The organism is Arthrobacter sp. S39 (assembly GCF_004320525.1).
In the GTDB taxonomy this organism is placed as follows: domain Bacteria; phylum Actinomycetota; class Actinomycetes; order Actinomycetales; family Micrococcaceae; genus Arthrobacter.
In genome coordinates this window covers 334123-360651 of the sequence record NZ_SIHX01000002.1, presented here as the reverse complement: position 1 = coordinate 360651, position 26529 = coordinate 334123, and the positions used below count along the sequence as shown (strand labels likewise).

General features: G+C 59.2%; 20 protein-coding genes. 12 read left to right on the top strand and 8 right to left on the bottom strand.

All coding sequences use genetic code 11. The features are described from left to right. Window positions 1-12: 12 nt before the first annotated feature. The 7 genes from EYS21_RS05550 to EYS21_RS05520 all read left to right on the top strand — a co-directional run bounded on the left by EYS21_RS05550 (window position 13) and on the right by EYS21_RS05520 (window position 9246). Complete coding sequence (locus EYS21_RS05550) at window positions 13-1227, top strand: MFS transporter (RefSeq protein ID WP_207307689.1); 1215 nt, start codon at window positions 13-15, stop codon at window positions 1225-1227. Between the two features lie 726 nt (window positions 1228-1953). Continuing rightward, complete coding sequence (locus EYS21_RS05545) at window positions 1954-2952, top strand: helix-turn-helix domain-containing protein (protein ID WP_131132195.1); 999 nt, start codon at window positions 1954-1956, stop codon at window positions 2950-2952. A gap of 110 nt (window positions 2953-3062) precedes the next feature. After that, complete coding sequence (locus EYS21_RS05540) at window positions 3063-4139, top strand: carbon-nitrogen hydrolase family protein (RefSeq protein WP_131132194.1); 1077 nt, start codon at window positions 3063-3065, stop codon at window positions 4137-4139. 700 nt (window positions 4140-4839) lie between these two features. Continuing rightward, window positions 4840-5619: a helix-turn-helix domain-containing protein gene (locus tag EYS21_RS05535; RefSeq protein ID WP_165478261.1), complete on the top strand. Its 780-nt coding sequence runs from the start codon at window positions 4840-4842 to the stop codon at window positions 5617-5619. A gap of 261 nt (window positions 5620-5880) precedes the next feature. Further along, on the top strand, window positions 5881-7506 hold the full coding sequence (locus tag EYS21_RS05530; protein WP_131132192.1) for an amidohydrolase: 1626 nt from the start codon (window positions 5881-5883) through the stop codon (window positions 7504-7506). Between the two features lie 444 nt (window positions 7507-7950). Further along, window positions 7951-8883, top strand: a complete 933-nt coding sequence (locus tag EYS21_RS05525) for a hypothetical protein (RefSeq protein ID WP_131132191.1) — start codon at window positions 7951-7953, stop codon at window positions 8881-8883. Between the two features lie 39 nt (window positions 8884-8922). Further along, window positions 8923-9246 carry a YdhR family protein gene (locus tag EYS21_RS05520; RefSeq protein WP_131132190.1) on the top strand — a complete coding sequence of 108 codons (324 nt, stop codon included), beginning with the start codon at window positions 8923-8925 and terminating at the stop codon, window positions 9244-9246. A gap of 614 nt (window positions 9247-9860) precedes the next feature. Here EYS21_RS05520 and EYS21_RS05515 read toward each other — a convergent pair. Next, window positions 9861-10109: a hypothetical protein gene (locus EYS21_RS05515; protein ID WP_131132189.1), complete on the bottom strand. Its 249-nt coding sequence runs from the start codon at window positions 10107-10109 to the stop codon at window positions 9861-9863. A gap of 1043 nt (window positions 10110-11152) precedes the next feature. Here EYS21_RS05515 and EYS21_RS05510 point away from each other — a divergent pair. Both EYS21_RS05510 and tyrS read left to right on the top strand, forming a co-directional pair. Beyond that, the gene (locus tag EYS21_RS05510; protein WP_131132188.1) at window positions 11153-11893 is read left to right on the top strand and encodes an IclR family transcriptional regulator; all 741 of its coding nucleotides are present in this window, start codon (window positions 11153-11155) and stop codon (window positions 11891-11893) included. Between the two features lie 99 nt (window positions 11894-11992). Then, entirely contained in the window at window positions 11993-13318 is a 1326-nt protein-coding gene (tyrS, locus tag EYS21_RS05505) for a tyrosine--tRNA ligase (protein ID WP_131132187.1), read from the top strand. A 228-nt stretch (window positions 13319-13546) separates the two neighbouring features. Here the strand turns inward: tyrS and EYS21_RS05500 are convergent, their stop codons facing one another. The 4 genes from EYS21_RS05500 to EYS21_RS05485 form a co-directional block, all read right to left on the bottom strand. After that, the gene (locus EYS21_RS05500) at window positions 13547-15004 is read right to left on the bottom strand and encodes an aldehyde dehydrogenase family protein (RefSeq protein ID WP_131132186.1); all 1458 of its coding nucleotides are present in this window, start codon (window positions 15002-15004) and stop codon (window positions 13547-13549) included. Between the two features lie 196 nt (window positions 15005-15200). After that, the gene (locus tag EYS21_RS05495; RefSeq protein WP_131132185.1) at window positions 15201-15608 is read right to left on the bottom strand and encodes an ester cyclase; all 408 of its coding nucleotides are present in this window, start codon (window positions 15606-15608) and stop codon (window positions 15201-15203) included. 95 nt (window positions 15609-15703) lie between these two features. After that, window positions 15704-16477, bottom strand: a complete 774-nt coding sequence (locus EYS21_RS05490) for an MBL fold metallo-hydrolase (protein ID WP_131132184.1) — start codon at window positions 16475-16477, stop codon at window positions 15704-15706. 114 nt (window positions 16478-16591) lie between these two features. After that, a complete protein-coding gene (locus EYS21_RS05485) occupies window positions 16592-18070 on the bottom strand; it encodes an APC family permease (RefSeq protein WP_131132183.1) in 1479 nt (492 codons plus the stop codon). 587 nt (window positions 18071-18657) lie between these two features. On the opposite strand from EYS21_RS05485, the gene EYS21_RS05480 reads away from it, so the two are divergent. Together EYS21_RS05480 and EYS21_RS05475 are read left to right on the top strand one after the other, a co-directional pair. After that, window positions 18658-19605 carry a LysR substrate-binding domain-containing protein gene (locus EYS21_RS05480; protein ID WP_131132182.1) on the top strand — a complete coding sequence of 316 codons (948 nt, stop codon included), beginning with the start codon at window positions 18658-18660 and terminating at the stop codon, window positions 19603-19605. A 982-nt stretch (window positions 19606-20587) separates the two neighbouring features. Further along, window positions 20588-21931, top strand: coding sequence for an aminotransferase class III-fold pyridoxal phosphate-dependent enzyme (locus EYS21_RS05475; RefSeq protein WP_131132181.1), 1344 nt, complete (start codon window positions 20588-20590; stop codon window positions 21929-21931). Between the two features lie 516 nt (window positions 21932-22447). Here EYS21_RS05475 and EYS21_RS05470 read toward each other — a convergent pair. Next, window positions 22448-23728, bottom strand: a complete 1281-nt coding sequence (locus EYS21_RS05470) for an MFS transporter (RefSeq protein WP_131132180.1) — start codon at window positions 23726-23728, stop codon at window positions 22448-22450. Continuing rightward, window positions 23728-24495, bottom strand: coding sequence for an MBL fold metallo-hydrolase (locus EYS21_RS05465; RefSeq protein ID WP_131132179.1), 768 nt, complete (start codon window positions 24493-24495; stop codon window positions 23728-23730). The genes EYS21_RS05470 and EYS21_RS05465 overlap by 1 nt, the downstream gene beginning before the upstream one ends. A gap of 118 nt (window positions 24496-24613) precedes the next feature. On the opposite strand from EYS21_RS05465, the gene EYS21_RS05460 reads away from it, so the two are divergent. Then, window positions 24614-25216, top strand: coding sequence for a CGNR zinc finger domain-containing protein (locus tag EYS21_RS05460; RefSeq protein ID WP_165478260.1), 603 nt, complete (start codon window positions 24614-24616; stop codon window positions 25214-25216). 124 nt (window positions 25217-25340) lie between these two features. On the opposite strand, the gene EYS21_RS05455 is transcribed toward EYS21_RS05460, so the two are convergent. Beyond that, a complete protein-coding gene (locus EYS21_RS05455; protein WP_131132177.1) occupies window positions 25341-26408 on the bottom strand; it encodes an LLM class flavin-dependent oxidoreductase in 1068 nt (355 codons plus the stop codon). Window positions 26409-26529 lie beyond the last annotated feature (121 nt).

The window sequence follows — 26529 nt, the reverse complement described above, 5'->3', positions numbered from 1 at the left end:
ACTAAGGAAAAAATGACTCCTAGCATCATGCCCGCCGACCGACCACGCGGTGACGACCCCAACTCGAAAGGACGCATAGCCCTCATCGTCGTTTTTTCCGGTATCGCGGCCACACTCCTGCTCATGGCCCCCGCCGTCGCGGGCCAGCTTTTCACGCAAATGGGGCTCACCCCCACCCAGACCGGAGATCTTTTCGCCGTCGAACTCGGCGCCATGAGCTTAGCTTCCCTTCCCGCCCTGCTGTGGATTAAACGGGCAAACTTAAGGGCCTCCGCGACCCTCTGTGGTGCAGTCTTTGTCGCAGGCAACCTCCTTTCGGGCTTCCTTGATTCTTATGGAACCCTGGTTACAGTAAGAGGCATCACTTCATTCGCGGGCGGATCACTGATGGTCCTCGCCATGGCCCTCGCCGCCCAAACCCGCAACCGGGATCGCGTATACGGGCTTTGGTCCGTGGGACAGCTTACGTTTGGCGCAATAGGGCTGGCTGTCCTTCCCGCGTTTTTCGAGACGGTGGGCATTGGCGTCGTATATTGGACGCTCGCCACGGCCATGCTCCTTGCCTTGCCACTGGTGCGGTTCTTGCCCGCCGGCCCCAACATGTCTTCCTCCCTCGCGCAGGAAAACCCGGCGAAACTGAATGTAGGAAAGTCCATCCTTGGCCTTATCGCATGTTTGATCTTCTACATCGGACTCAGCGGCATCTGGACCTTCACCGGTGGCATCGCGGCCGCCTCGGCGATAGACCCTGCCACCTCAGGTCTTATTCTGTCGGCCGCCACCCTCGTCGGCATACTAGGGTCAACAGTTGCAACGCTCGTAGGCGGACGCGCCAACAGGAGGTTTCTGCTGATAGGCGGATACCTGGGCATGATTGTCGCTGTCGCGCTATTCTTCGGCACCCCCGATGCACTCCGCTTTGCTGGGGCCGCGCTGTTGTTCAAATTCGCTTGGCCCTGGACCTTACCGTTCCTCATGTCGACACTCGCCGACCTGGACCGCGCTGGTCGCGCCACCAACCTTGCTAACCTCTTCATTGGAGGAGGGTTCGCTATTGGGCCTTTCATCGCTGGACGCCTCATTGAATCCGAGGGTGGATACTCCGCTCTAGTAATTACGAGCAGCATTGCGTTGGTCGTTTCGCTGGTCCTCGTCCAGCTAGCACAACCAAAGAAGGTTTCGGCGTCCGAGCCGGACACACGGGCCATAAGCCCTGTCGACGCGTGACTAATGCATAGCTAAACGTGATCGAGCTGCCAATAAGGCCGAAAACCGGTCACCTCCTAAAACGCGGCAGCCCCGCTTGCCCGATTGGAGTACCCGACGGTTCAGTAGCGGCGTAGTTATAGCATCCGCATGACGCGAGGTTCCTAATGCGATACCGCATTTTCAGACTGCCTCCCCTCTTGACTCGTGCGCCTGTCTCCCTCTCCGGGGGGCAGGCGCATTTGATGGGAATTGATCTCCTGCCAACTCGCGCAACCACTTCACCCGCGCTTCTTGGATTCAATTTCCCAGTCTTCTCGTCGGGCGGGCTCCGGAGCAGCTCATCAAACCGCTTTTGGTGGTACTGGTAGGACTGGACGGAGAGGAATGGCCGCGGCTTCTCACAGAACCGGCATGAGGGAGCTCACCGAGCGGCCACCGTAGGCCTTATATGGGTCGTTTCTGAATGGGCCGGGCTTCTTACGGCTGCACCGAAGCGGCATAAGGGCAAGTGAACGAAGACCCGTTCGTTGCAATGCTCGACAACCCGCTGCGGCAAAAGGTTCGTCCACCCCTAGTACCAGAATCATTCTGTGAGGCCCGGCATCAACTCGGTGCCCTACTCAACGCGCAAACCTAGGGAAGAAATCCGATTAGAAGTAGAATCTTATGACCTAAGAGGCGAATGAAAGGCCCTCAAGGCCGGCGGCCGGTACCGCTTAGAAGCGCCCAAGAAAGAAACGGCTTATGGCAACGGTTGTTCGCACGTCTTCTGTTCCAGTGGGGAGCAGGGTCGCATTCTGGACTGAAAGCGTCTCAGAGGCTTTCGTGAGTCTCGATTGCAGGGCGGCTGGGGGGCATGAGGACATTCAGGGTGAATTGTTCGTCCAGTCGCTGGGCTCCCTGGACCTTGCGCGGGTCCGGGCCACGGCACAATCAGTTCACCGCACTCCCGGCAGTATCGGTTCCTCTGGTGAGGATTTCTTCCTCGTGGGAGTCCAAACGGCTGGCTCCTGCATTGTGACTCAGGAAGGAAGGTCCGCCGTCATTGAAAACGGAGCCTTTGCCCTGTACGACACGACGAGGCCGTACTCACTTCAGCTGACGGATCACTTTGAACAGCTGGTGCTCCGAATGCCGCGGCGAGCACTCGAGGCACACCTTCCCGAAGCGGAAAAGCTCACGGCGCTGGCAGTTGGCGCCGATCCCGGGGCTGCCCAGATTCTTGTCAAAACCGTAAGAATGCTGGCGGACGACATCGAGTTTTTTACCCCGTCTGCCGCTTTGGCTGTCTCCCACGGGCTGGAGCATCTGATTGTCGCCGGACTGGGCGGCCTCACCAGCGCGTTGTCTGACAGTGACAGCCCATCGAGGATAAAGCTCATTCAGCGCTACATTATGGACAACATCAGGGACGATTCACTGAACATCGCCGCGATTGCGGAGCAGCTGCACCTCTCACCGAGCAGCGTCCATCGGGCCTTCGCGCTGCAAGGACAAACCGTCATGGGATGGGTCTGGCAGCAGCGGCTGGAAGGGATCCGGCAAGAGCTGCTCGCGGGCAGCCATAAAGGAACCTTGACCGAATTATCGCAAGCCTGGGGATTCTCTGACTCGGCGCACTTCAGCAGGGCCTTCCGTCGCCAATTTGGCCAGCCCCCGTCGTCTTTGCTCCGGCCCCAAAATAACCGCTACCGCCTCCCTGAATTGAGGACTGGTTGGTCCGTGGCTGTCGGAGAAAGCTGACACGCACAGTCAAGCATCCTGCCATGCGCAGGCAAGACTTCCCGTCGCCTCAAACCTAACGTTGAAGCATCCAGAACACGGTGACTCGGGTCACAATTTAGGAGCTTTCAATGGACCACCCCGCATTCAAGGCAGCTGCCATCCAGGCGGCACCTGTCTTCCTTAATCTTGATGCCACCATCGACAAGGCTGTCGCTCTGATAGAAGAAGCATCCAGCAACGGCGCTGAAGTAATTGCTTTCCCTGAGACCTGGCTTCCGGGATACCCCTGGTACGCCTGGCTGGATGCCCCCGCAGTCTGGCTGGCGAAATTCGGACAGCGTTATTTCGACAACTCCCTTGAATACGGCACTCCCCAGGCCGGGCGCCTGGCCAAGGCCGCCAAGGACAACAACATCATGGTCGGCATGGGCCTGAGCGAACGCAGCGGCAGCAGCCTCTACATCGCCCAATGGATCATCGGCAATGACGGAAAAACGATCGCCCAGCGCCGCAAGCTCAAGCCAACACATGTGGAACGCACCATCTACGGAGAAGGAGACGGCAGCGACCTATCCGTCTGGGACACGAAGCTGGGCCGGGTCGGCGGCCTGTGCTGCTGGGAGCACCTGCAGCCACTGTCCAAATACGCTATGTACGCACAGAACGAACAGGTCCACTTCGCCGCCTGGCCCAGCTTCTCGCTCTATGAGGGAGGAGCTTATGCGCTCAGTGGCGAAGCCAACGTTTCAGCATCACGCGTCTATGCGCTGGAAGGGTCCTGCTACGTATTGGCACCCACAGCCATCGTCTCCCAAGAGATGCAGGACGAGCTGTGCGAAACCGACCTGCAGAAAACCCTGCTTCCGACCGGCGGCGGATACAGCCGCATCTTCGGGCCCGATGGCAAACAGCTCCACGAATCCCTCCCAACAGACCAGGAAGGGATCATCTACGCCGACATCGACCTCGGCACAATCTCCCTGTCCAAGGCCATCGCAGACCCGGCCGGCCACTACTCACGCGCAGACGCCACACAGCTCGTCCTGAACAAAACCGTCCGCCGCCCCGTCATCGAAACCGTCCCCGCAGAGCAAGCACCCCGCACCCCCGCCACCGACGCTTCGTCAGGCACTGTAGCCAAAGACCGCGCGTGGGATGCATCCTCGGAAATGGAAGGGATGGAGCCAGTACCCCAAGCGCTATAGGGTGCAAAGCTTCAAGTGTGCGTGGTTTCAGGGCCCTTCCTTGGTACCACGCACACTGCACTTATTGGGCAGAACAAACCGAAGGCGACGTATAAAGGCCATCCGGTAACCTCGTACCCCTGAGTGAACGGCCTAGCTTTGCCGGGTGACCTGGCGAGTCGTACAGCCTTCCTAGCACGCCGTGCTAGGAAGGGCGGGGTGCCCGGGTACTTCCTCGCGGCGGCCGGTAGGAGGACCAAGTTTCTCCCGCGGGTCCCTTTCCAGTTATCCGTTCGCATGCTCGTTTGTTGAGTGTCATCGCAATGTGCGATCACTTCATCGCCGATGCCCTGTTGTTCATAGTGAGGATTACGGGCATCCTGAATGAACTTATCGCGTTGCACCGCGGGTGGTGTCTACAGCTTCGGCAGCCTGCGCTGCAGAACAGCCATGGGATGCCAAAGTTGCTGATGGCCTTGCATCTGCATCGGCAGTAGCAATGGCCAGAGCCTTTATTTATGCCGTGCATCTGAGGTCCAGGATTGATCAATAACACGCTTTCGTAACGGAGATGGCTGTGGGAAGAAAGCGTCACTTTTCGACTGCACCCTATACGACTCGGGAACGGACGCGAGTCTGGCAGGATCACATCGACGAGTCCCTGTTTCCGACGGCTGACTACAGCCCCCTGAACAGTGACGGGTTGTTGGCGCGCCACTCGATGTCAACGGTTGATGACACACGAGTCCATGGATTCTTTCTCAACGGACACATCGTCGATCGTGTGGCACAAAATACAGGTGCCGTTGGGGAGGCGATCTTCTGCAAGGTTGTCGTGGCAGGCGGGGTATCCTACTCGTCCGCCTCAAGCATGCATTTGGCCGGTCCGGGCGACGTCCTGTTCTACGACCCAAAGGACCCTTTTTTTATTGGCTTCCGCCCGGGCACCGCTGAAGTTCTGTTGGAGATACCCCGGACACTCGTGCCCGGCGACCTCTTTTCAAAAGGCGAGTCCTGTATCCGCATCAGGGGGGGCTACGAGGGCGGCGCAAATCTTGGACTGGACGAATACAGGGTCTTACTCCACGGTTTAACTACAGCTGGAGGCGTAACATCCGATTTTGAGCATCGAGTTCGGGTAGTTGCCAAGGCTCTGACAGGCATAGTGGCCGGCAACGGTGCCCGCAGTCTATTCGTGGAGGCAGTTCGTCTGATTGAGCAGCAAGCTCACGATCATGAGCTCAGTACACATCGGCTAGCGTTGGAGCTCAGCATGTCAGCGCGGCAGCTGAACAGGATCTTTCAAGCAAACGGGACCACGGCCGCAGCCTGTATTGCCCGGGAGCGGATCCAGCGTGCACAAACGATGCTGACGGCAACCAGCGCCTCCATGACGCAAATCGCCCTTTCCTGCGGCTTCGGCACCTCATCGAATTTCTCGCGTGCATTTTCAAGGTCTACAGGTTTCTCTCCATTGGCTTATCGCAAGGCGCATGACTAGCGACCTGGCTTTCCTTTCATTTCTTGGTTAAGGAGCGACCTTCGAATTTGTCGGGAAACGGCAAAAAGTTGGCGGGAAAAGCATCGAAACAGCCAGGGCGCTCCATCTACTCTCGATGGAGCAACGAAAGTTGCCCGAACGCATTGCCTGCAGTATGCGGCTCAAGCGCCCTCCAGGCTTCCAACACACGTACATGCAGGCGACGTAGCCCTTTCTCTGACTGGAGCGTTCGTTTCATACCAACAGCAATGAGGTTAGCCAGTGGAAGTACAAGAACTGCTCATCACGAACGCGGTTGTGCGTTCCGTCGATGACGACGATTCCGTCCACGGAGCCGTCCTGATTGAGAGTGGCAGCATCGCCGCTGTCGGTAGCGAAGCAAACCTGCGCCTAAAGGCATCAAATCAAGCAGCGGTCTTTGATGCCGGAGGTCGAACCGTTGTCCCTGGCTTCATCGATGCCCACAATCACATGAGTTTCGCAGCTTTCGCCCCAGTAACGGTGAACTGCATGACCCCCCCTCTCGCTTCAATGGATGAGGTACTCGAGGTAATCCGAGCCCATTGCTCCAATCTCGTCCGGGGGCAATGGGCAAGCGGATTCGGTTTCGACATGTCCAAAATCAGGGAGAAACGTACACCCAGCCGTTACGAGTTGGATGAAGTTTCTCCTAACAACCCTTTTTTCCTTGTGGATGTCAGCGGCCATGCAGGCTATGCGAATACAGCAGCGTTGGAAGCTGCCGGAATAACACAGTGCACCCCTGACCCCTGGGGCGGGGGCGTAGAACGTGATGGCCACGGCTTGGCCACTGGAACGTTGATGGGAACCACCGCCGGTCTACTGAATTCCATCTCCTGGGAGGACTACGCAGAGCGGGACTGGGATCACGCTGTCGAGTTGCTGGAATCCAAAGCCAAACAGTATCTGGCCGTGGGTCTGACTGGGGTGGGGGACGCATGTGTCACAGCTAAGGGCGCCGAGTTATACCGGCGCGCCGATGAAGCCGGGCGGCTTCCTCTTACGATGCAACAGATACACGGAGGAGACTTCCTATTCGACCGGCAAGATTTGGGAAACCACGCCGTTCTTGAACGTATCCACCGCAAGGGAACCCGGATGCTCCGTGGCGGTGCAATGAAAGTGTTTGTTGACCGTGCTTACCCCGACAGCGGTGCCATTCACCAGATACATGACGGCTGCGTCAAACACGTGGGAACGAACTTCTACAATCCTCGTGAAGTACGTGATATCGCTCTGCGGGCCACTGGCCTTGGCATCGACCTTGTGGTCCACGCCATGGGCAACTGCGCCATCGACATAATTCTCGATGCCTACGAAGCAGTCCGCGAAACCTTCGGCCGGCAACCAGTCCTTCGGCTCGAGCATGCCTTCGTTGCTGAAACCCGTCAGGCAACACGCATGGCTGAGCTAGACATTGATCTAGTGGCCAACCCCGGTCTGGCACACAATGTCGGTGATCTCTTTTCAGGCTGGAGGGGGGAGAACCAGAACCACCTCAAGGTCATTCCTGTTCGCAGCATGATCGACGCGGGAGTCCGCGTCAGTTTCGCATCCGACCATCCTGCCGGTACGTTCTCGCCTGCTGAAATCATGTGGACTGCAGTCGCTCGACGGCACCTCACCGGCGTCTCAATCGAGCCGGAGGAGGCGGTAACCGCGGCAGAGGCATTACGAGCTTTCACCATCCACGCTGCGCAGGCTTCTGGACGCGACAGCGAGGAAGGAAGCCTCGAAAAGGGTAAGCGTGCCAACTTTTTGGTCCTGGACCGGGATCCACTCACCTGCACGACCGACGACTTGCGCCGCCTGCAGGTGGACCGCACCTATGTTGACGGCCGCCTCGCGCACCAACGAGCTGAATGAATCCCAAGCAGCAACTAGAACATTGCTCCCCGCACGAAAGCCCACATGATTTACCGGCGCTTCAAGGCGACCGCAATTCGAAAGGACACAATGAGTTTTAGGCAGGGCAGGTTAGACGCAGTAACTTCCTTTACCTTGGTCGAGGCCCTCGCCGGAAGAAGGTCACGCCGGTTCGGCTTGGGTATGACGATTCCTGATGGTCCGCTGGCTTATTCTTCCGGGCACGAGCCCCACCCCCTCGGCGCAGATGAACGGGCTCTCTTGGTCTGGGCTGCTACCGGCCTGACGGGCTGGCATCTAGGCATGCCCCATACTGAGTCGGGCCCACCTGAAGCCGGTTGCAACTACCCGAGTCGCTTGACTGGACGGACCAATCCGAGTGCCGCAGGACTACACAGCTCCGAACTGGCGATTATTGATGATTCAGGTGTCTACATAACAGCATTGCGCACCGCATCAAATGAGCTTTTAGAACAAGCTGCTCACGCGACTTCGCTCGACTCCCTGGTCGCCCTGACCGACAGCTTGCTAATGAAAGTCACTGACAATCGTTGTCATCTTCCTCCTGCCTATATCGCGGCGCACAACAGGTGGAACGCACTTCGTCCTGGGACAACTCTGATGGTTCCTATCGCAGACGCAACCGAGCAGTTTCTGGGCTTCCTTTCGATCATTAGCGGCGAGGGCGCCATACTTTGGGACGCCTTAGAAGACAGGCCCGTCGGCAACACCGCTGAACTTCTTCGGAAAGGCTCACTCAACCCTGATGCACGGATACCGCTCCCGGCATTTGAACAGCTGGTCGGACAGCAGGCTACCGTGGAGAGCGGCATCATTGCCTACAACGCACAACTCATGCTCCAGTCCATGGGGTTGGGCGGTTGGCTCTATGGGGGGATCGACGCCAATGCCCTCTTAGGAGCACACCAAAATCAGGGCGTTTCGGGAATGGGATTCCGGTTCAAGCAGGTGCCCCACTCCCCCTTGGCTAATCCCGTGGGGCTGGACGGCTACTTCGAAACCCTGTCGCCGCCCTATTGCAGTGGTGCCGAGGAAATTGTTGCCCGCTTTATTGAACGCAAATTTGGCAGCGGCGGAGCTTACAACACAAGTACTGGCACGTACCGTCATGCCGGGGCAGTTCATTCTCAGATACAGCGCTACGACGAGGCAACCATCCGATACTTCGTGTCAGTGGTGGAACGACTGCTCGAAACGTATAACCGTGTCCCGGGAACCCTCCCGACCGTACACACGTCGGTCTACCTTCAGGCCCAGCACGTCGACATTGACTACTACGAGCAATTCCACGACCAAAATGCACTGCTGGACACCCATCGCGAACACATGTCCATCTGGCATGCAGAAGCTCCCTAGCCAGCAGCCCGCGAAAGAACCATCGAAAGGAAAAGCATTATGAAGCTTTTGCAAGTGAATTATGGGCGGGCCTTGGCAAAAGACGATGACGAACAGGCCGCGCGGTTGATGCAATCGGCCATCAAAATTGCAGGCGTGAGAGGTTTGCTATGGAAGATCTGGATTTATGATGACGAGGAGAGGATGGCCGGCGGTATTTATCTCTTCGACAGCGAAGAGAACGCCAGGAACTGGGGAGATGAAGTGCTAGAAAAGTCCCTCAAGTTACACCCAGGCATTTCAGACATCACTAAGCGCTACTCTGATATTGATGGAGACCTGACGCGGATCACCCGCGGTCCGGTCGCTGCCGCCCCCGAATAGCCGGACGACTTCGCGGCGGCGCATCCTTTCCGGATATGCCGCGGCCACATCGAAAGCCTTTAGCAGGTTGCAGGAGCTGTCACATGTGCAGCTATCAGCATTTTGCGCTGGGAGCACCCTTCCCGGTGCCGCCAAATAGGGTCTTAGTAGCTGGGACGCCGTCTTCCGGGCGCTTTTTGGTGCCTACCGTGCGGCCTGCGATGGTACAACGAAAATTAGAAGAGCTGGCCGCTCGCCAACCCGGGCCAAGCGTTGGGACTTCGATAGAGCGTCCTCGTTTACGTCGAAGTGCCTGACTGTCTCCCCGATATCCGGGTAGCTCAAATGTTGGCACCTGTAGTTGCCAGGGAGCACCCGGCAAAGAGGCCAACACCTCGGGATTACCTGGAGGGCTGACCAGCGCCTCTGGCGCCGAGGTGTGGCGGGTTACCAGTGCTAGGGATGCCTTACGCTCGATCCGTGCGGAAGGGTTTCGACGTCAGGGGCCAAAGCAGAGGCACTGGCCGCTGGCAGAGTTGGGTATCCGTCCGGTGGCCACTGGATTTTCAGGGATTTGTGGGGCAATGTCACCCCGCCGCGATTACAGTGGCTCACCTGACCGGCCTAAGCCAGCATTATGCCATACCGTTGGGGTCGTTGAGAGGGTAAACAAGCTGACCGAGAGCACGGCCGAATAGTGCACGGGTTTCGCACCCTGAAGCCTTGATCCACATCAAGTCTCCGGAAGGCATAACTTCTTCTACCTCGCCAACACGTACTAGGGATCCTGCTTCCTCTATTCGGACAATCTTCCCCAGCAATTCGTCCACTTCTTGTAGCTTCTCTTGCTTGCCATCCAGCTTCTTCAACGCGATCGTTGTCAACTCCTCGATTGTGGATTTCCCAAACATGCAGCGGGCCGGCGTGGGCATTCGATCACAACGGCTCATATTTATCGGTTCCTGCGTGATGTAGTCCCGCTAGCTAAGAGACCAGCTATTCAGCTCATGATCAGGGTGTCAGCCCAGATCATCCAGCCAGTGTCGTCCGGTGTGATTATGATCCCGGGCATCTGTAGGTGACTGCGGCTTAGATTGGCCCAGAGGCTGTCGGACGCTGTTGTCTGCGTGAGTAACGGCGGTTGCTGCGGCCATATTGGGTTGCGGACCGTTGCTACCGGGCCAAGAGGTCCTTGCCGGAATATTGGCTCTCCGTGCCTGCACAAGAAGTCTGCTTTTCATGGCAATCATTTCCTAATTTTTTCTGATTGATCTTGAGTCAACTAAACCAGGAGTATAAATACTGAATCGGATACGTTGTGATGGTTCAAGTTCAAGCACTAACTTCCACAGCGTCTGTTCACCATCCAAGGCGGGCATCATTTCTCCTCGCTGAAGGTATCGAAATGGCTCGGGCTCGGTTTCTGGGCTCCACCAGCCGCTAGTCGGGGCATGCTGGCCAGTGAGCGCGTGAGGGGTTACGGCAGTAGAATCTTTTCGCTGATGGGCCACGTGGGACAGCACTTCCTTAGTCGCTATAAGTATCTAACGCCCAATTCTTCGTTACCGATAATCCGAAAGAAATGGTAAGGCGGAACTTTCGACTACAGTCTGAAGATTGTTAATTCAATTCTCGGACCACTCGGTAAACTCTGCAACGCCGTACTTGAGATCGGCCGATCGGATTTCCCTATCGCTTCGCACTAGTTTTTGCAAGTCGTTCCGCTCTAGCATCGAGGTAGCCGGTGAATGCCTCTGCCCATACTGCGGCTATTTCTGATGCTTCGCGTGGACTTGTCAACGACGCGCCTGCTGACGCGGGTACTTGCCTTGACCTGAGTCGGCTGCTTTATGAAAGGGGCGCCACTCTCCTGACTCTCGAAGAGAAGAGAAGCTACATTCGTATTACTTCAACGGAAGGTGCCGCCGTGGCGAACTCAACCTCGGGCGACTCGGTGGTAGACAGGATCGTGAGGTTAATCGGCGCTTTCCCAGCGGACGGCGCTCTGTCCCTTTCAGAATTAGCAAGGCGGGCGGATCTTCCGCTGACATCGACGCACCGATTAGTCGGGCAACTTGCCGGTCACGGCCTATTGGAGGCCGTCCCGGGAGGAATAGTCAGGCCAGGACTGAGGCTCTGGGAGCTCGTAAATCGTACATCTCCCACCCTGCTATTGCGACAAGCGGCCATGCCATTCATGGAGGACATCCAGCAGGTCCTGAACCAGAATGTTAACCTGGCGGTTCTGGACGGCTGGGAAACTCTCTTCATCGAGCGCCTGTCCAGGCGGGGCTCGGTGACCAACCGTGCCCAAGTGACGGGCAAGATGCCCGTGCACATATCATCGGCCGGGCTGGCACTCATGGCGCACCAGGATAAAGCACTCCAAACCCAGTACCTTGACAACTTCTATGACGCTGACAGCAGGGTCAGTACCGGCTGTCTGCGGGCGCTACTCGGCGAAACAAAGCATCAAGGGTTCGCTCAGTTAGCCGGCGTAGTGGACGCCGATACTTGGGGAATCGCAGTACCTATTCTCGACAGCAAGCAGCACGCGGTAGCTTCGCTCGGCGTCGTTGTTCCTTTGCGCGAGATGCGCCTGCAGGCGTTGGTCCCTGCCATGCAAACAGCCGCCCGAGGGATCGCCCGTGATCTCGGAGTCTCGTGAAGTCTTCGTCCTCGGCATAGCCACGTGCCCTTCTTCCCTGGCAGAACAGGGCTGGCCTGTCCCTAACCCAACCCTCAACTTGATCTCAGGAAGTGACTCGTGCGGGATATCAGCAGCATCAAATCTCAGCAGAACGACCCCTCCTTTGCCAATATCTGGCAGGAACTGAAGTGGCGTGGCCTGGTCCACGTCTCCACGGACGAAGCAGAGCTGGAAAAGCTCCTCGCCGGCGGGCCGGTCACGTACTATTGCGGTTTCGATCCCACCGCGCCGAGCCTGCACCTGGGCAACCTGGTCCAGCTGCTCGTGATGCGGCGGCTGCAGCTGGCCGGTCACAAGCCCCTTGGCCTGGTGGGTGGTTCCACGGGCATGATTGGTGACCCCCGCCCCACGGCAGAGCGCACCTTGAACACCAAGGACACGGTTGCGGAATGGGTGGGATACCTTCAGGCCCAGGTCCGCAGGTTCCTCAGCTTTGAGGGCGACAATGCCGCCCGGATGGTCAACAACCTTGACTGGACTGCACCGTTGAGTGCCATTGATTTCCTGCGTGAGGTGGGCAAGCACTTCCGCGTTGGCACCATGCTGCGCAAGGATGCTGTGGCGTCCCGGCTGAACTCGGATGAGGGCATCAGCTACACCGAGTTCAGCTACCAGATCTTGCAGGGCATGGACTACCTGCAGCTCTTCCGGGACTACGGCTGCATGCTCCAGACCGGCGGCTCGGACCAGTGGGGCAACCTCACCAGCGGCACCGAACTGATCCGCAAGGTGGAGGGCAAGAGTGTCCACGCCCTCGGAACGCCGCTGATCACCAACTCCGACGGCACCAAGTTCGGCAAGAGCGAGGGCAACGCCATTTGGCTGGACGCCGGCATGTGCAGCCCGTACGCCTTCTACCAGTTCTGGCTCAACACAGCCGATGCTGATGTAGTCGACCGGTTGAAGGTCTTTACCTTCCTGAGCCGGGCCGAAATTGAAGAGATTGCGGTTGCTGTGGCCGAACGCCCGTTTGCCCGCGAGGGCCAGCGGAAGCTTGCCTTCGAAGTGACGTCCCTCGTTCACGGAGCGGAGGCCACCGAGAAGGTGATCGCAGCTTCGGCTGCGCTCTTCGGCAACGGTGACCTGGCAACGCTGGACAAACCGACGCTGCAGGCGGCCACCTCTGAACTTCCTTCTGCCACGGTGCAGGTGGATGCCATGGGCATCGTTGACCTGCTGGTTGCCTCCGGACTTTCGGAAAGCAAATCCGCCGCCCGCCGCACGGTTGGCGAAGGCGGGGCGTACGTCAACAACGAAAAGGTGCTGGATCCCGAAGCCGTGATTTCCGAGGACGAGCTCCTGCACGGGCAGTACCTGCTGCTCCGCAGGGGCAGGAAGAACCTAGCCACCGTCCAAGTGCACTCATACGGCCGAAAGGACTGACCTGACATCTCGGACGATGCAGGGCGGAATGCAGCTTCATGCGTGAACGTCCCGCTAGCGCCGCTTATCCTCATTCCGGGCAGCGTGCGGCAGTGGCTGCATGACGCGCAGAATTGATTAGTCAGCGGTCGGCGCGCTAGTTGTTTAGCGGGGCCCCTACCCTGAACAACGGAAAGCGAAGTGCCTGGCAGTGTCTCACTGCCAGGCACTTCAATTCCGCCTCGTCTGCTAGAACGGGTAGGGCGCGATTTCCGGACGCAGGGTTAGCCACTGCACCTCTGTGAAGGCTTCGATGTTCGCCGCTGCCCCACCGAAGCGTGACCCTGTTCCCGATGATCCGACTCCCCCGAAAGGCGCGTTTGCCTCATCCGATACCGTCTGTTCGTTGATGTGAATTTTGCCGGAATTGATACGGTCTGCGATCTTCATTGCCTGTCCTACATCGCCGAGGATGCCGACAGAGAGCCCGTAGTCGTTCGCGTTTACCAGTTCCACCACCTCGTCTTCGGTCGAGTACGACATGACCGGGGCCACTGGCCCGAAGATCTCCTTTGCAAAGGCCGGATTGGTTAGTTCCAGGTCGACCAGAACGGTGGGGCGGTAGAAGGGTCCGTCATAGGTGCCGCCAGCTGCCACCCTCGCACCTTCTCTAATAGACTCCTCGACGATGCCATGAATGCTGGCAAGCTGCCTTTCGTCGATAATCGGCCCAAGGGCGACGGCGCCGGATGCCGGATCGCCGACAGGGATGCCTTGCGCTTTGGCAGCGAGCCGTTCTACATACGCCTCGTACAGTGATTCATGGACAAAGTGGCGTCCGGTTGCCATGCAAATTTGACCTTGATGCATGAAGGAGCCAAAGGCTCCGGCCGAGGCCGCCTGGTCGAGGTCTGCTCCCGGGAGCACGACGAGTGCGTTGTTTCCGCCGAGTTCCAAATGAGCTCGTTTTAGGTGCCGGGCTGCGGCTTCGCCCACCTTGCGTCCGGCCGCGGTTGACCCCGTGAAGGACACGATCCGCACTTCAGGCGCTTCCACCACCGCAGCGCCGATGTCTCCACCCCCTGGCAGCAGCTGTAGCAGGCCGGCCGGAAGTCCCGCTTCTTCGAAGATGCGCATCAGGGCAACACCGCCGCTGACGGCGGTACGCGGGTCTGGCTTGAGCAGCACGGCGTTACCCAGTGCCAAGGCCGGTGCGACGGAGCGAATCGACAAAATCAGGGGAAAGTTGTACGGCGCGATAACACTTACGACGCCGGCAGGTCTGCGCCGTGCGAAAGACCAGCGATCCTCGTTTGAGGTCAATACCTCACCGTGAGGGTGGGAAGGCAGCGCGGCTGCTTCCCAGCATTCATTAGCGGCGATGTGGGTTTCCAGGGCGGCTTTGGCGGGAATTCCGCCTCCTTCCCGCACAATCCACTCATGGACCTCGCCTGCATGCTGCTCCCAGAGATCCCCTGCCCGGCGTAAAACAGCAGCCCGTTCTTCCGGTTTAACCTTGGCCCAATCAGCCTGCGCTGCTGCTGCGGACTTCGATGCCATCGCGACATCCTCAGCTGAGGCAAGCCCGACCTGTCCAAGAATTTTTCCGGTTGCCGGCTCGACGACATCCTGGACGCCCCCACCGCCGGTGATCCATCGGTCAACAAAGATCTTTCCATCCCAAAGGGACGTTTCCAGCAGATTCACAACTACTCCTAATCATTTATTGTCTCTAAAACTTTTGGTAAGCAAAATTGCGTTGCAAAACCAAGGCTCACCCTGGGTAGGGAACTCTCCCAAGATGCGGTGTCGCTAGGAAGGTATTCATGCCTGTACTTGACGAAATGCTGCTTGGCTGATGACGGTCCCTAGCCGCGAACCGAATAAGCCCGGGTAACACACTTCAACTCCCTTTATTGAGTTGTTCCATGTGATCCAGCCGGTCGAAATGGGCGCGCTTTTCAATGAACTTGCCGTTCTTGACCCGGAAGAGGTTACACATAGACATTCGCAGGTGGGCACCTTTGGGTGGGATACCGAAAATTTCTCGGCTTTGATCGCCCTCAAAAACGATGTAGGCAACTACATTGTCGCCTTCCGCGATAGTTTCGATATCCATGCTGTAACCCTCGAAAGCGTCCAGATTCTTTTGCTCGGAAGCCAGAAAGCCTTGAATACCGTTACGCGGGGTGTCGACCTGGTTGTAGAACACAAAACCTTCATCACACAGGCTCGCGGCCGCGTCTGAATCCTTGCGCTTAAGTGCGTCATAAAATCTTACGACAAGTTTCTTATTCTCTTCCAGACCCATTGGACTTCCTATTCATGCGTGATGGTTTAGTGGGTAACTGCTCATGGAGTGGACTTCGTCTGCCGGCCGCGCGCAATGCTTGAAAGGACAAGGACCTATCCTGCGATGGTTGACTGCCCGGGCTCGAGCGCCCTAATTCTGTCGCCAAGGCCCTTGCGCTCAAAGAGATCCGCCAGTTGGGATGACGTTTGCGAGAAGTGGTCCCATGAGTCGGCATGGACCGGGACGATTGTTGCCCCGTTGAGAATAGCGGCGGCTTTGACGGCGTCTTCGTTGCTGAGGGTCAAGTAGTCCCCGCCCAGTGCCTCGAAGCGGGCGCCGCCGACAAAGAGAACGGCAACCTGAATGGGTCCGCACTTTTGTTGAACTTCTTCGATGACCTCAAGCCAGGAGTTATCACCGCTTATGTACGTGGTTGGGATGCCATTGCCGGTCAAAATGAAGCCGATAACTGGGCCAGCCACTTGCCAGACCCCGTCGGGGCCGTGCAGGGCGGGCACTGCGGTGACCGTCAGTTCCCGGCCGTCGTGCATCGGTACAACAACCGATTCGTACGGCTCCAACCCGGATACGTTCTCACCAAAGTTTGCGGCGGCTTCTACCGTCGTCAAACCCTTACTCGAGTTGGCAAGGAACACGCGTCCGGCGTGGTCGAGGTTGTCTTCATGTTCATGGGATGCGAGCACAAGGTGAACCGGGTCCAGCTCTTCCGGCGTGAAGGCCGGACCCGCCGTCTTGACCATAGTGATGGGGACGTCCTCGCGGGAATACGACTGAGGGGGATCAAAGGTGGGGTCAACGACGATACGAAACCCGTCAATGTCCAACACGGCGGTTGGGCCGCCAACGAGTGTTATCTCAAGAGTCATGATTGTGCCTTCAACTTCCGTGCATTGATGGGTCTTAGGGGTAATGACCAGTGCGTGGGCTACAGTCGTGCCAGTGGCCGGCGGAAGTTTGCCTGGCCAAAGGAGGGCGACGTCCTAGCTTCTGACCTCGGGGGCCTCTGGTGCAGGGTGTTCGGCAATCTGAGGGCCGGGACGGGTACCTGCTACCGATTCCACCTTGGAGAAGACGGCCCAAAGCACCCCTGTCAGGCCAGCCAGTACCACCAGCCATGGAAGAAGCACGGGCACCCCTTCCTTCGCTCCGGTCAGGAGGTCCCAATTGGTGACGGCAAGAAATGCCGCACCCGCGAGTCCGATTCCACCCAGCACCGGGGCAATTACTCCACTCCAGAGCTGGAGCTCGGTCCGGTTCCTGCGCAGGAAGAAGACCAGGACTGCGAACGAGGTTGCTGCCTGCATGACGAGGACGCCAAGTGTGCCGACCCCAATCAGCCACGCATACAGCTCAGCAAACGGATCCGCACCGGCGAACATGAACAAGGCAAGAATGACAATTGAGACGGTCGTGACCGCAAGGCTTGCCCGGTGCGGCGACTGCCAGCGGGCGTGGGACCTGCCCAGCGACCTGGGCAGGGCACCGGCCCGTCCCAAAGCGAAGTTATACCGCGAGAGTGTGTTGTGGAATGCAACCAGCACGGCGAAAGAGCTCGTAACCAGCAGGACGTTCATCAATAGAGTGGCCCAATGACCCACGTATTGCGTGTTCACTGCGAAGACGAAGTTGCCCGGATCTTCGGTGGCTGCTGTCTGCACTGCCTCGGTGCCGTGCGCGAGACCGATGGCCCATGTTGAGATCGCGTAGAAGACGGCGATTAGCGTTACGGCTGCATAGGTAGCTCGGGGAACGGTTCGCCGGGGGTCCTTCGCTTCCTCCCCATAGATGGCAGTGGCCTCGAATCCAACGAAACAGCTCGCCGCAAAAAGCAATGCAACGCCGAGACCGTCAGAGAAGACGTTGCTGGGCTGGAAAGCCTCAAAGTTGATACCGGAGGCTCCTCCTTGGGCGAGAACGCCGACATCGAAGACGGCAAGGATGAGGACCTCGCCGATCATGAGGACTCCAAGAACTTTTGCACTGAGGTTGATTTCCATGTAGCCCAGGAGGGCAACCCCGGCCCAGGCGATCAGCGACCAGATTTTCCAATCCAGCTGCAGTCCTGTCAGGTCGGCAACGATGGCGCTAGTGAAGAAGCCGAGGATTCCGTAGAGGGCAATGAGCATGCAGGTATATGACAAGAGGGCGAGTGCAGCGCCAACAAACCCTGCGGTGCGGCCGAAGCCTGACTCAAGGTAGGCCGCAAACCCTGCGGTGCTCGTGACAAACCGGCTCATGGCTGCGTAGCCGACGGCGAAGAGGATCAGCACTACGCCCGCGATGATGTAGGCGCCAGGGGCGCCGGCTCCGAGGGAAGCGAACGCAACAGGAGAAGCGCCAAGGGCTGCTGCCAGAGGTGCTGCGGCGGAAACGACGAAGAAGACGATACCGGGCACTCCAACAGCGTTGCGCTTCAGCGCACCCGCTGTCTCAGCCGTCACAGTGGAGGAGTTGGACATGAAGTTAACCTTTCAAGGCAAGGATAAGGCGAAGGTCCTGACAGAGCGGACGCGGCCAACGCCGCTGGTGCCAACCGGACGATGGTGACTGCTTTGTCTTCGGTCATAAGGAACTGGGACGAAAGCACTTGGCTGGATGGGCGGTTCGAGGGCATCATCCGGCCGCTTTTGTACCATCAATGTCAGTGACGGAGTGGCTCGGATGAGGCGTTGGCGCAAGGGGTTCTTTCCCGGGAACCAGCTCCAGCGCCAAGTGCCGGCGTGGTATGCCTTGCCTGCAACGCTTAACCCGTCTTTGGGGGAAGCCAAATCAGGAGGGCAATCTCCTGCCCGGGATGCCTGCAGGAGATCTTCAGTCTCGATGATGTCCTGTCTCTGCAGCCCGATAGCACATGCAACAGGATGACCTGAATACGTGGCCTTGTGGGACTGGATCGTCATCATCGTTATGTACGCGCCTTTCCGCTAGCGCTTATCCTTATGAGTGGGGATAAAACAAGCATGATTGCCGTCACAACAGTGAACAATGGACAAACAGCGATCGCCCGATCTTCACTGCAGATCAGGAGGTCCACAAGGAGGAATACGTGGACATTCGCCAGCTGCAGTACGTGGTAAGGCTAGCCGAAACGCTGCATTTTGGCCGAGCTGCCGAATCGCTGCACATAGCCCAGTCAGCGTTCAGCACGCAGATCGCCCGTCTTGAGCGGCAGATCGGGGCCCAGTTGTTCGATCGCTCGGCGAATCGGGTCACCATTACGGTCGCCGGCGAAGCTTTTGTCCGCCGTGCGCAGGAGATTCTCGCCCAGATGGCTGATGCAAGCCAGGAAGCTAAAATTCTTCACAGCATGGGGCAGAATCAGCTCAAAGTAGGACTCTTCTACGAATCCGCGGGCGAACTGACACCACTTATCATCAACGCATTCCGTCAGGCCATGCCCCATGTCGAGCTCTCATTCCGCGAACTCACGATGAGCGATCAGGTCGAGGCCCTCGCCAGTGGTGAAATAGATGTGGCCTTCGTTCGCGCCCCCATAGCGGACTCGCGTGTGCAGCTCCTCGAACTCTTCGCAGAACCCCGCTACGTCGGACTTGCGAAGGATCATGAATTGGCTGACCGTAAAGAGGTGCTCACCGAAGACTTGGTGGACCAGGCCTTTGTGGTCGCCTCACCAATGGCCCCACCCCTGTGGCGCGGATACTGGTCATTTGATGACCTGCGAGGCGGACCTGGCCGGGTCGCCACCGCAGTCGATAGCGTCCCTCAAAGCCTGAACGCAATCGCATTCCAGGGAGCGGTGGACACCTTCCCCGGATCGGCAGCCCGCCTGCAGCGACCGCCTGGAGTGGTGTACAGGAGGATTGCTGACGGAACCTACTCACCCAGCGCTGTAGCCACTCGAGCTGGTGAGCGGCGCCTTCACGTGGAAGCCTTTCGTCAAGTCGGAAAGCAACTGGCGATAACCTCTCTAAAGGTTGTACCCGAGGCCGTCCCTGTAGTGGAGGCGCCACCAGGGACGCCCCGTACCGCTTGAGGCAGACCGGACGATCCGATATAACGTACTGCCCAGCAGCCGCGCGAGATGATTAGTCCCGGCTGCGCTAGAAAACACTTGTGGATGTACTTCCAGCCCGAAAACCCGGCCACCGGCAGTGACAGCGAAAACTCTCCATATGTAGAGGGAAGAAGCCGCGATTGGCCAGCTCAGAGAGCATACCTGCGTTTTCTCCCCGTTCGTTGCGTCAATAATCCCGAAGGCGTGGACCTTCAAACGCTGGCATTCCTGTAGGCGTAAGCCTGTGTGAGAAGCCCCTGCCGTACTCCCGGAAGGGCTGTTTAGGAAAAGCAACGAGACGGAAGCCCCGTTCGGAAACGCGGGGAGAGAAGTGAACCGGATGACCAACGGCGCCCACCACCAATGCTCCCTGCGCCGATTCAATACCTCGAGGCACACGATTATGACGGAACCATAGGCAGGGGCGTCGTGGAAGCAGTGCCTGATCACGGGAAGCGTCATTTTGCACAGGCAGGAGGACCGAAGCCTCGACGTCCAATGGAGTACTGCCTCACATCCGCCTGACCGTTGCCGTTTCAAGGCCGCGCAAGAATGCGCTCCCCTGCCCAGTACAGCTGCGCAGGCAACGTTGCCGCTCAAATCCACTGGCTAAGTCACAACTCACCACACGCCCCCTGAATGGATGCGAACCCAGGGCGGCAGCTTCGGGCGCGTGACAGGAGAAACTTTTCTAAAGCTCTCCCCGTCACGGGTGTTAGTTCTTCTGTGGCCGTCCTGGAAATACGCCCAAACATCCGGCGTGCTGTCCACCACCGTCACGCCAGCGGAGCTAGCCATCGCATTCGGCGATTGGGTGATCACAGATCGGCCATTGCCGCCTGAACGCGGGAGATTCACGATGAAAGTACCGGCAAATCTACCCAACGACAAGGTAGCCGGATATCCAGCGCCGAGTGCTTCCGGAGCACAACATAGGCAGTAACGAGATGGAGTAGTACGAATGGGCACGTTGAGTATCGAAACGAGCGTTAAGGCGTTCAGCAGTAAGTTTGCAGAGTCTGCCGAACTGACGCGGAAGGGACGGGAGCTCATCCCCGGGGGGTACAGCAGAAACTCCTTCAACTTCGGGCCCCATGCCGTCTTCGTAGACAAGGGAAACGGCGCCTACCTCGAGACCGTCGATGGCCAGCGAATGCTCGACCTCAATAACAACTTCACGGTCAACGTTCTGGGACACAATCATCCAGCCATCACTTCTGCACTGCTGGAAGCCATACCTCAGGGCATTTCATTCGGTAATCCCAGCACCGCCGAAGCGGAGCTGGCCCAGATCCTCATCGAACGCATCCCCTCAGTCGAGAAGATCCAGTTCTCATGCTCAGCCACCGAATCGTGCATGAGCGCCATCCGTGTGGCACGGGCCTACACGGGTAAAACCAAGATCGCGAAGTTTGAGGGCGGCTATCACGGGTTCAGCGATCTCCTCCACATCTCAGCACACCCTCGCCCCGAAGACAGCGGCACGGAATCTGACCCGAAGGCTGTGCCGGACAGCGGCGGCATCCCTTCCGACGAGGTTGAGAACATCATCGTGCTTTCCCAGAACGACAGGCAGGGCTGCGAACGAATTCTACGGGCGAACGCCGATTCAACCTCATGTCTCATCCTGGAACTCCAGAGCGGAGCCGGGGGCCTGGTCACACTCGAGCAGGAGTTCGTGGAAGAGCTCCGTGCCCTGACGAAGGAACTCGGCATCGTTCTGATTTTCGATGAAACGATCAGCCTTCGCGCAAGTTACCACGGTCTCCAGGGCGTGTACGGGGTCACCCCCGACCTGACCGTTATGGGCAAGATCATCGGTGGCGGCCTGCCATTGGGTGCCCTGGGTGGATCGGCCGAGGTCATGAGCTCACTGGAGAACGGAAAAGTGACAATCTCGGGAACGCACCACGGCCACAAGCTTTCCCTAATTGCGGGTGCTGCCTGTATGCGCACGATGGACCGGACGGCTTTCGAAAAGCTGAACACCCACGCGAAGCGCATCATGTCTGAGATGAACGAGTGGAGTGCTGCAAGGAACAGCCCGCTCAAGGTCTACGGCAAGGGTTTTTCCCACATGGCCTACGCGTACATGAACTCCCCCGAACTGTCGGTTCGGACGCATCGCGACTACTGGCGCAACGTCGATGGCGAGAAGACACAAATTCTTTCCCTCGAGCTCGCTAACCGCGGCTTCTTCCCCGTCCACCGAGGTGAATTCTCCTTGTCTCTCCCGATGACTGACGACGATATCTCATCCTTCATCGAGGCTCTCCAAGAGATAGTCAAAGACTTGGAGGCTTAGGCGAGACTTCCTCGGCATCCACGCCGTCGTATCAAGGCGCTTACACAATGCAGAATCCTAAAGTCTGCAATCTCCGAAACCCTGAGGACCTGGCTGCCCTAGCCTGGATCCGGCAGTCTCTGGAAGATGTTGAAGCCACGATACTCGGACGGTCGGAGGTCAACCGCCGCCGTTCTGTGGCATTCCAGGGCCCGGCCCCTTCTTCTGCCGGAAGCCTGGTCCCTAGGTTCCGCCGGAGCCAACCGGCGCGCCCTCGATCAACCCCCTGACCGTGCCGGCGGGCTACAGCGAGCCGGATAATCTTTCACCTACAAGCATTGTCAGCCGTTATCACCGAAGACTCACTAGGGGTCGATGCTGATGACGCGCTCCATGTGGTTCAGCATCCCGGAAGGAGGCTGTTGTGGTGCTGGATTACACCTCAAGCTGACGAACCGGCGAACTTCTGCCTTGATTTCTTCTTCGAAGTGTCCTGAACAACCGGATGGGTTGAGGTGGGAGACCCCCGCTGGCTGGTCAGCGGACTCGGTTCGCACCCTTGTTGGTCCTGAGTTGGGTGATGACGGCGGCGAGCACAAGGGTGAGCAGTGCCGCGGATAGTCCTTGGAATGCGATCAGGGCCAGGATCGGGCCGGCGAGGGCGCCTCCTGCGGCACCGGCGACGTTCATCAGGGCGTCCGATAGGCCTTGGACCTGTGGGCGGTTCCTGGCGGGCACGGATTGGGTGAGGAGGGTGGATCCCGCGACGGTGGACGCAGACCAGCCGACGCCGAGGAAGATCAGGCTGGCGGTGATGCCGGCCATGGAGTCCGCGGCAAAAATGCCGACGATCAGGGCTGTAGCGAGCAGACCTTGGCCCAGCAGGGCGACGACCCGTCCGCCCCACCGGTCGGTGAGCCACCCGAACAATGGTGCCAGCGCGTACATGCCCGCGAGGTGCAGGCTGATCGTGACGCCGATGATGGTCAGGGTCGAGCCGTGCCCGGTCATATGGACCGGGGTCATGCCCATGAGCGCCACCATCACTGCGTGCGAGAGGGCAATTGTGAGGGTGGAGCGCCGCGCTACTGGATTGGTGCAGAGGGTCGAGAGGCCGCGTGAGGGCTGCCCGACCGGTTCTGCCCCTCCCGTTGGTGCAGGAGGTGCATCGGCGGACGCGAGCAGCAGCGGGTCCGGACGCAAGCTGGTCAGATATACGCCGAGGCCCACTAACTGGGCCAGCACGCCGATGGCGAAGCCGCCGGTGAGGGGAGGAAGCCCGGCCCAGGCGCCCAGCGCTTCGCCGGGCTCGAACAGGTTCGGGCCGAGGACCACGCCGAAGGTGGTGGACCAGACCACGAGGGAGAGGTCCCGGCCCCGGTTGGCATCCGCTGCCAGGTCGGTCGCTGCGAAACGGGCCTGAAGGTTCAGCGCGGCAGCCGCGCCCATCAGCGTCAGCCCCGCGAGCAGGAGCGGGAAGTTCACGAGGGGTGCCGCGGCGATGACCAGCAGACCGCCAAGTGTGGCCACCACGGCCCCGGTGGAGAGGGAGAACCGCCGGCCCCTCGCGCGAGCCAGGCGGGCCAGCGGGATGGCGAACAGCGCGGCGCCAAGCGTGCCAGCTGTCGCTGCCATCCCGGACCATTCCGTGGATCCGGAGACCTGGACGATCAACAGCGCGCCCAGACTAAGGGTCGCCCCGGTGCCGATGCCACCGACGATCTGCCCGATGGACAAGGCGGTCACAACCCGCCGCTGAAGCCGCCGCAGATCGATTCCCTTGCCCCCGGCGTAGGGGGCAAGTGTCGGTTGGGCCATCAGAAAACCATCTTCTCGCCGTCCGCAGGAACGTGGACGAGGCCTGCGATACCGTGCTCGGCTGCAAGACCGCGCACCTGCTCACGGGTCACAACACAGTGGTTCAGGGCCTCCATGTGCACGGCGATGATCTGCGCGCTGGGAAGGGTTTCGTGGACACGCAGCACATCCTTGGCACCCATGATGATGGCATCTCCCCCGACCCAAGTAGCCTCGCCGGTGTTCAGGACCACGAGGTCTGGCTTGTGGTCGTTCAGTGCCGTGACGACGCCCTGGTGCCATACCGTGTCACCGGCGACGTAAACCGAAGGTTCTCCGGGTACGTTCAGGACGAAGCCAGAGACCGGGCCCATTTCGGGGGTTGCGGCCATGAATTCATCCGAGCCGTGCTGGCCTTCGGTCCGGGTGACCGTCGCCTGGCCGAGAGTGACGGGGGAATCCATGACGAGGGCGTTGGTGAAGCCGATGTCGCCGAGCAAGCGCGCGTCGCTGCCGTTCTGAACAACGATGGGCACCTCGCGGGGCAGCAGCGACGCTGCAGCCTGGTCCCAGTGATCGGGATGGGAGTGCGTCACGATCACGGCGTCGACGTTCAGGAGCTCCGCCAAGGGTGTCTTCAGGTCAACCAGCGGGTTGCGGTTCTTGTTCTCCGCGGTGGTGGGTGCTGCCCCGCCCGAGCCCTTGGCTCCAAGCATGGGGTCGACGAGGATGCGCAGTCCAGCGACTTCGATGAGCATGGTGGCGTTACGGACATGGGTGATTTGCATGGGGTCCCTTCCGGATTTTGGATGACCTCCCGGATAGATCTCACGGAAAGGCACTAGATGTTCCATGAGGAACACTAGACTAGTTCTCACGGATTCCGCAAACAGGTACCATGAGAACATGTCCTTGCTGCTCTCACACGCGGAATTGATGCCCCCTGCCCCCGGGGAAGACGTTCATCCGTCCCTGGCGCTGGCCAACAGCGCGGGCCGGCAGGACGACCCCAAGGAAGGAGACCTCCTGCGCACTCCCGAGCGGGCGACGCAGTGGATGATCGAGCGGAACTTGGCCGCGCCTGATGTGGAACTGTATGACTACTGCAGTAACCGCCTGCGGGAATTCCGCCGCGCAGTTCGCGGTGTGCTCGGCGTAGCCGCGACCGGTGCCTCACCGGACGAGCAGGCGATAGCGGCCATCAATGACGCGATGATGCAGATCCCCTCCGTCACCCTGCTCGCCTGGGACGGGCAGCGCGGCTTCCACGCCCGGCAGAAATACGCAGAAACCCAGGCCGTCGAGCAAGCCCTGTCAACCATTGCCGCCGACGTACTCAACCTGGTCACCGGCGAGGCTGCCGCCATGCTCACGCAATGCGCAGCACCATCATGCGGACGCTTCATGCTCCGCACCCACGCCCGCCGTCAATGGTGCTCAACACGCTGCGGCGACCGGGTCAGGGCAGCGCGCGCCTACGCCAAGAAAAACTCCCGCACTCTTACCTGACCAACCCCCGCCGCCGCTACGTCCTCTCTCCTCCCCTGGCCGCCACGACCGCAACACGTCACCCCCCTGCCCCAGTGAGGGAATATTCGGCACAGAAGGATTTCCGATTGTGGGGATGTGACCGTTAGCCAGTGGGCATGCCGTAGTGATCTGCAATCAGTTCCAACGTGCGTGCTTGAGCGCGGCGCGAATAGCCCTGAACAACCAACATCACCTCGTCGGCACCTGTTTGGCCGTGAAGCTCCTCCAAGCCCGCTGCCACCTGGGCAGGGGTTCCATGAAGGGCCCGATCGGTATATTCCTCAATGACCAGTCTCTCCTGGGCGTTGCCGTTGAAGGCCTCCACTTCCTCGGGAGGAAGCAGTGAGAAGGGCTTGCGCTGGAACATTCGTAACATCGCCATCGCGGTGGAAGTTGATTGACGGCGGGCCTCGGCGGGATCTTCATCCGCGATCGCCCCAATGCTGACCAGGCTGTACGGTTCCTCAAGGAAGGGAGATGGGCGGAATCTTTGGCGGTAGATCCGCATGGCGTTGACAATGTCGGCGCTGCCGAACTGTAGGGCGAAGGCATAGGGCCGACCAAGCCGTGCGGCGACCTGCGCCGAGTAGATGGAGGACCCCAGAATCCAGATATCAGCACTCGTCTCCGGCAGCGGGATGCGGTTCTGCTCTGCCTGCCAGGGGCCCGGCACGGCGTGCACATGCCGGTAGGGATGATCTTCTGGGAAGTCCTTGTCCAGAAAGCCCAGCAGTTCTGCGATTTGCTCGGGAAATTCGTCATTCGCCGTGTGGTGACGGCGCAGGGCTGAAGCAGTTGCCCCGTCCGTACCGGGAGCCCGCCCCAGCCCCAGATCGATCCGGCCAGGGGCCAGCGCGTCGAGCATGCCGATTTGCTCAGCGACGACCAGGGGCACGTGGTTAGGCAACATGATTCCGCCCGCGCCGAGCCGGATGCGCTCAGTCTCGCCGGTCAGCCGAGCCATCATCAACTGCGGGGAAGGTATGGAAGCGCCGGGCATCGCATGATGCTCGGACATCCAAAACCGCTGGAAACCGCGCCGGTCCGCCAACTGCGCAAGCGCGATGATCTCATCGTAGGTTTCCTGCACAGAGTGGCCGACCCCCGTAAAGGCGTTGTCCAGTACCGACAAGACGAACGGGGCCGTGCCGCAAGAGCGCGAACTACTCATGAAAATACCTCACATAACGGAAAAATATCGGTTTTAACGTGATAATTACTCTAGGGCTGCCTCATGTTAAAAGCCAGTCGGCACCGTGATAAGCATGAAGAACCCACAGCCTGCCGCTCGG

Coding starts and splice junctions, on each gene's coding strand:
- EYS21_RS05550 (WP_207307689.1), top strand. CDS start 13: ATGACTCCTAGCATCATGCCCGCCGACCGACCACGCGGTGACGACCCC.
- EYS21_RS05545 (WP_131132195.1), top strand. CDS start 1,954: ATGGCAACGGTTGTTCGCACGTCTTCTGTTCCAGTGGGGAGCAGGGTC.
- EYS21_RS05540 (WP_131132194.1), top strand. CDS start 3,063: ATGGACCACCCCGCATTCAAGGCAGCTGCCATCCAGGCGGCACCTGTC.
- EYS21_RS05535 (WP_165478261.1), top strand. CDS start 4,840: ATGTCAACGGTTGATGACACACGAGTCCATGGATTCTTTCTCAACGGA.
- EYS21_RS05520 (WP_131132190.1), top strand. CDS start 8,923: ATGAAGCTTTTGCAAGTGAATTATGGGCGGGCCTTGGCAAAAGACGAT.
- EYS21_RS05495 (WP_131132185.1), bottom strand. CDS start 15,608: ATGGGTCTGGAAGAGAATAAGAAACTTGTCGTAAGATTTTATGACGCA.
- EYS21_RS05490 (WP_131132184.1), bottom strand. CDS start 16,477: ATGACTCTTGAGATAACACTCGTTGGCGGCCCAACCGCCGTGTTGGAC.
- EYS21_RS05485 (WP_131132183.1), bottom strand. CDS start 18,070: ATGTCCAACTCCTCCACTGTGACGGCTGAGACAGCGGGTGCGCTGAAG.
- EYS21_RS05475 (WP_131132181.1), top strand. CDS start 20,588: ATGGGCACGTTGAGTATCGAAACGAGCGTTAAGGCGTTCAGCAGTAAG.
- EYS21_RS05470 (WP_131132180.1), bottom strand. CDS start 23,728: ATGGCCCAACCGACACTTGCCCCCTACGCCGGGGGCAAGGGAATCGAT.
- EYS21_RS05465 (WP_131132179.1), bottom strand. CDS start 24,495: ATGCAAATCACCCATGTCCGTAACGCCACCATGCTCATCGAAGTCGCT.
- EYS21_RS05460 (WP_165478260.1), top strand. CDS start 24,614: ATGTCCTTGCTGCTCTCACACGCGGAATTGATGCCCCCTGCCCCCGGG.
- EYS21_RS05455 (WP_131132177.1), bottom strand. CDS start 26,408: ATGAGTAGTTCGCGCTCTTGCGGCACGGCCCCGTTCGTCTTGTCGGTA.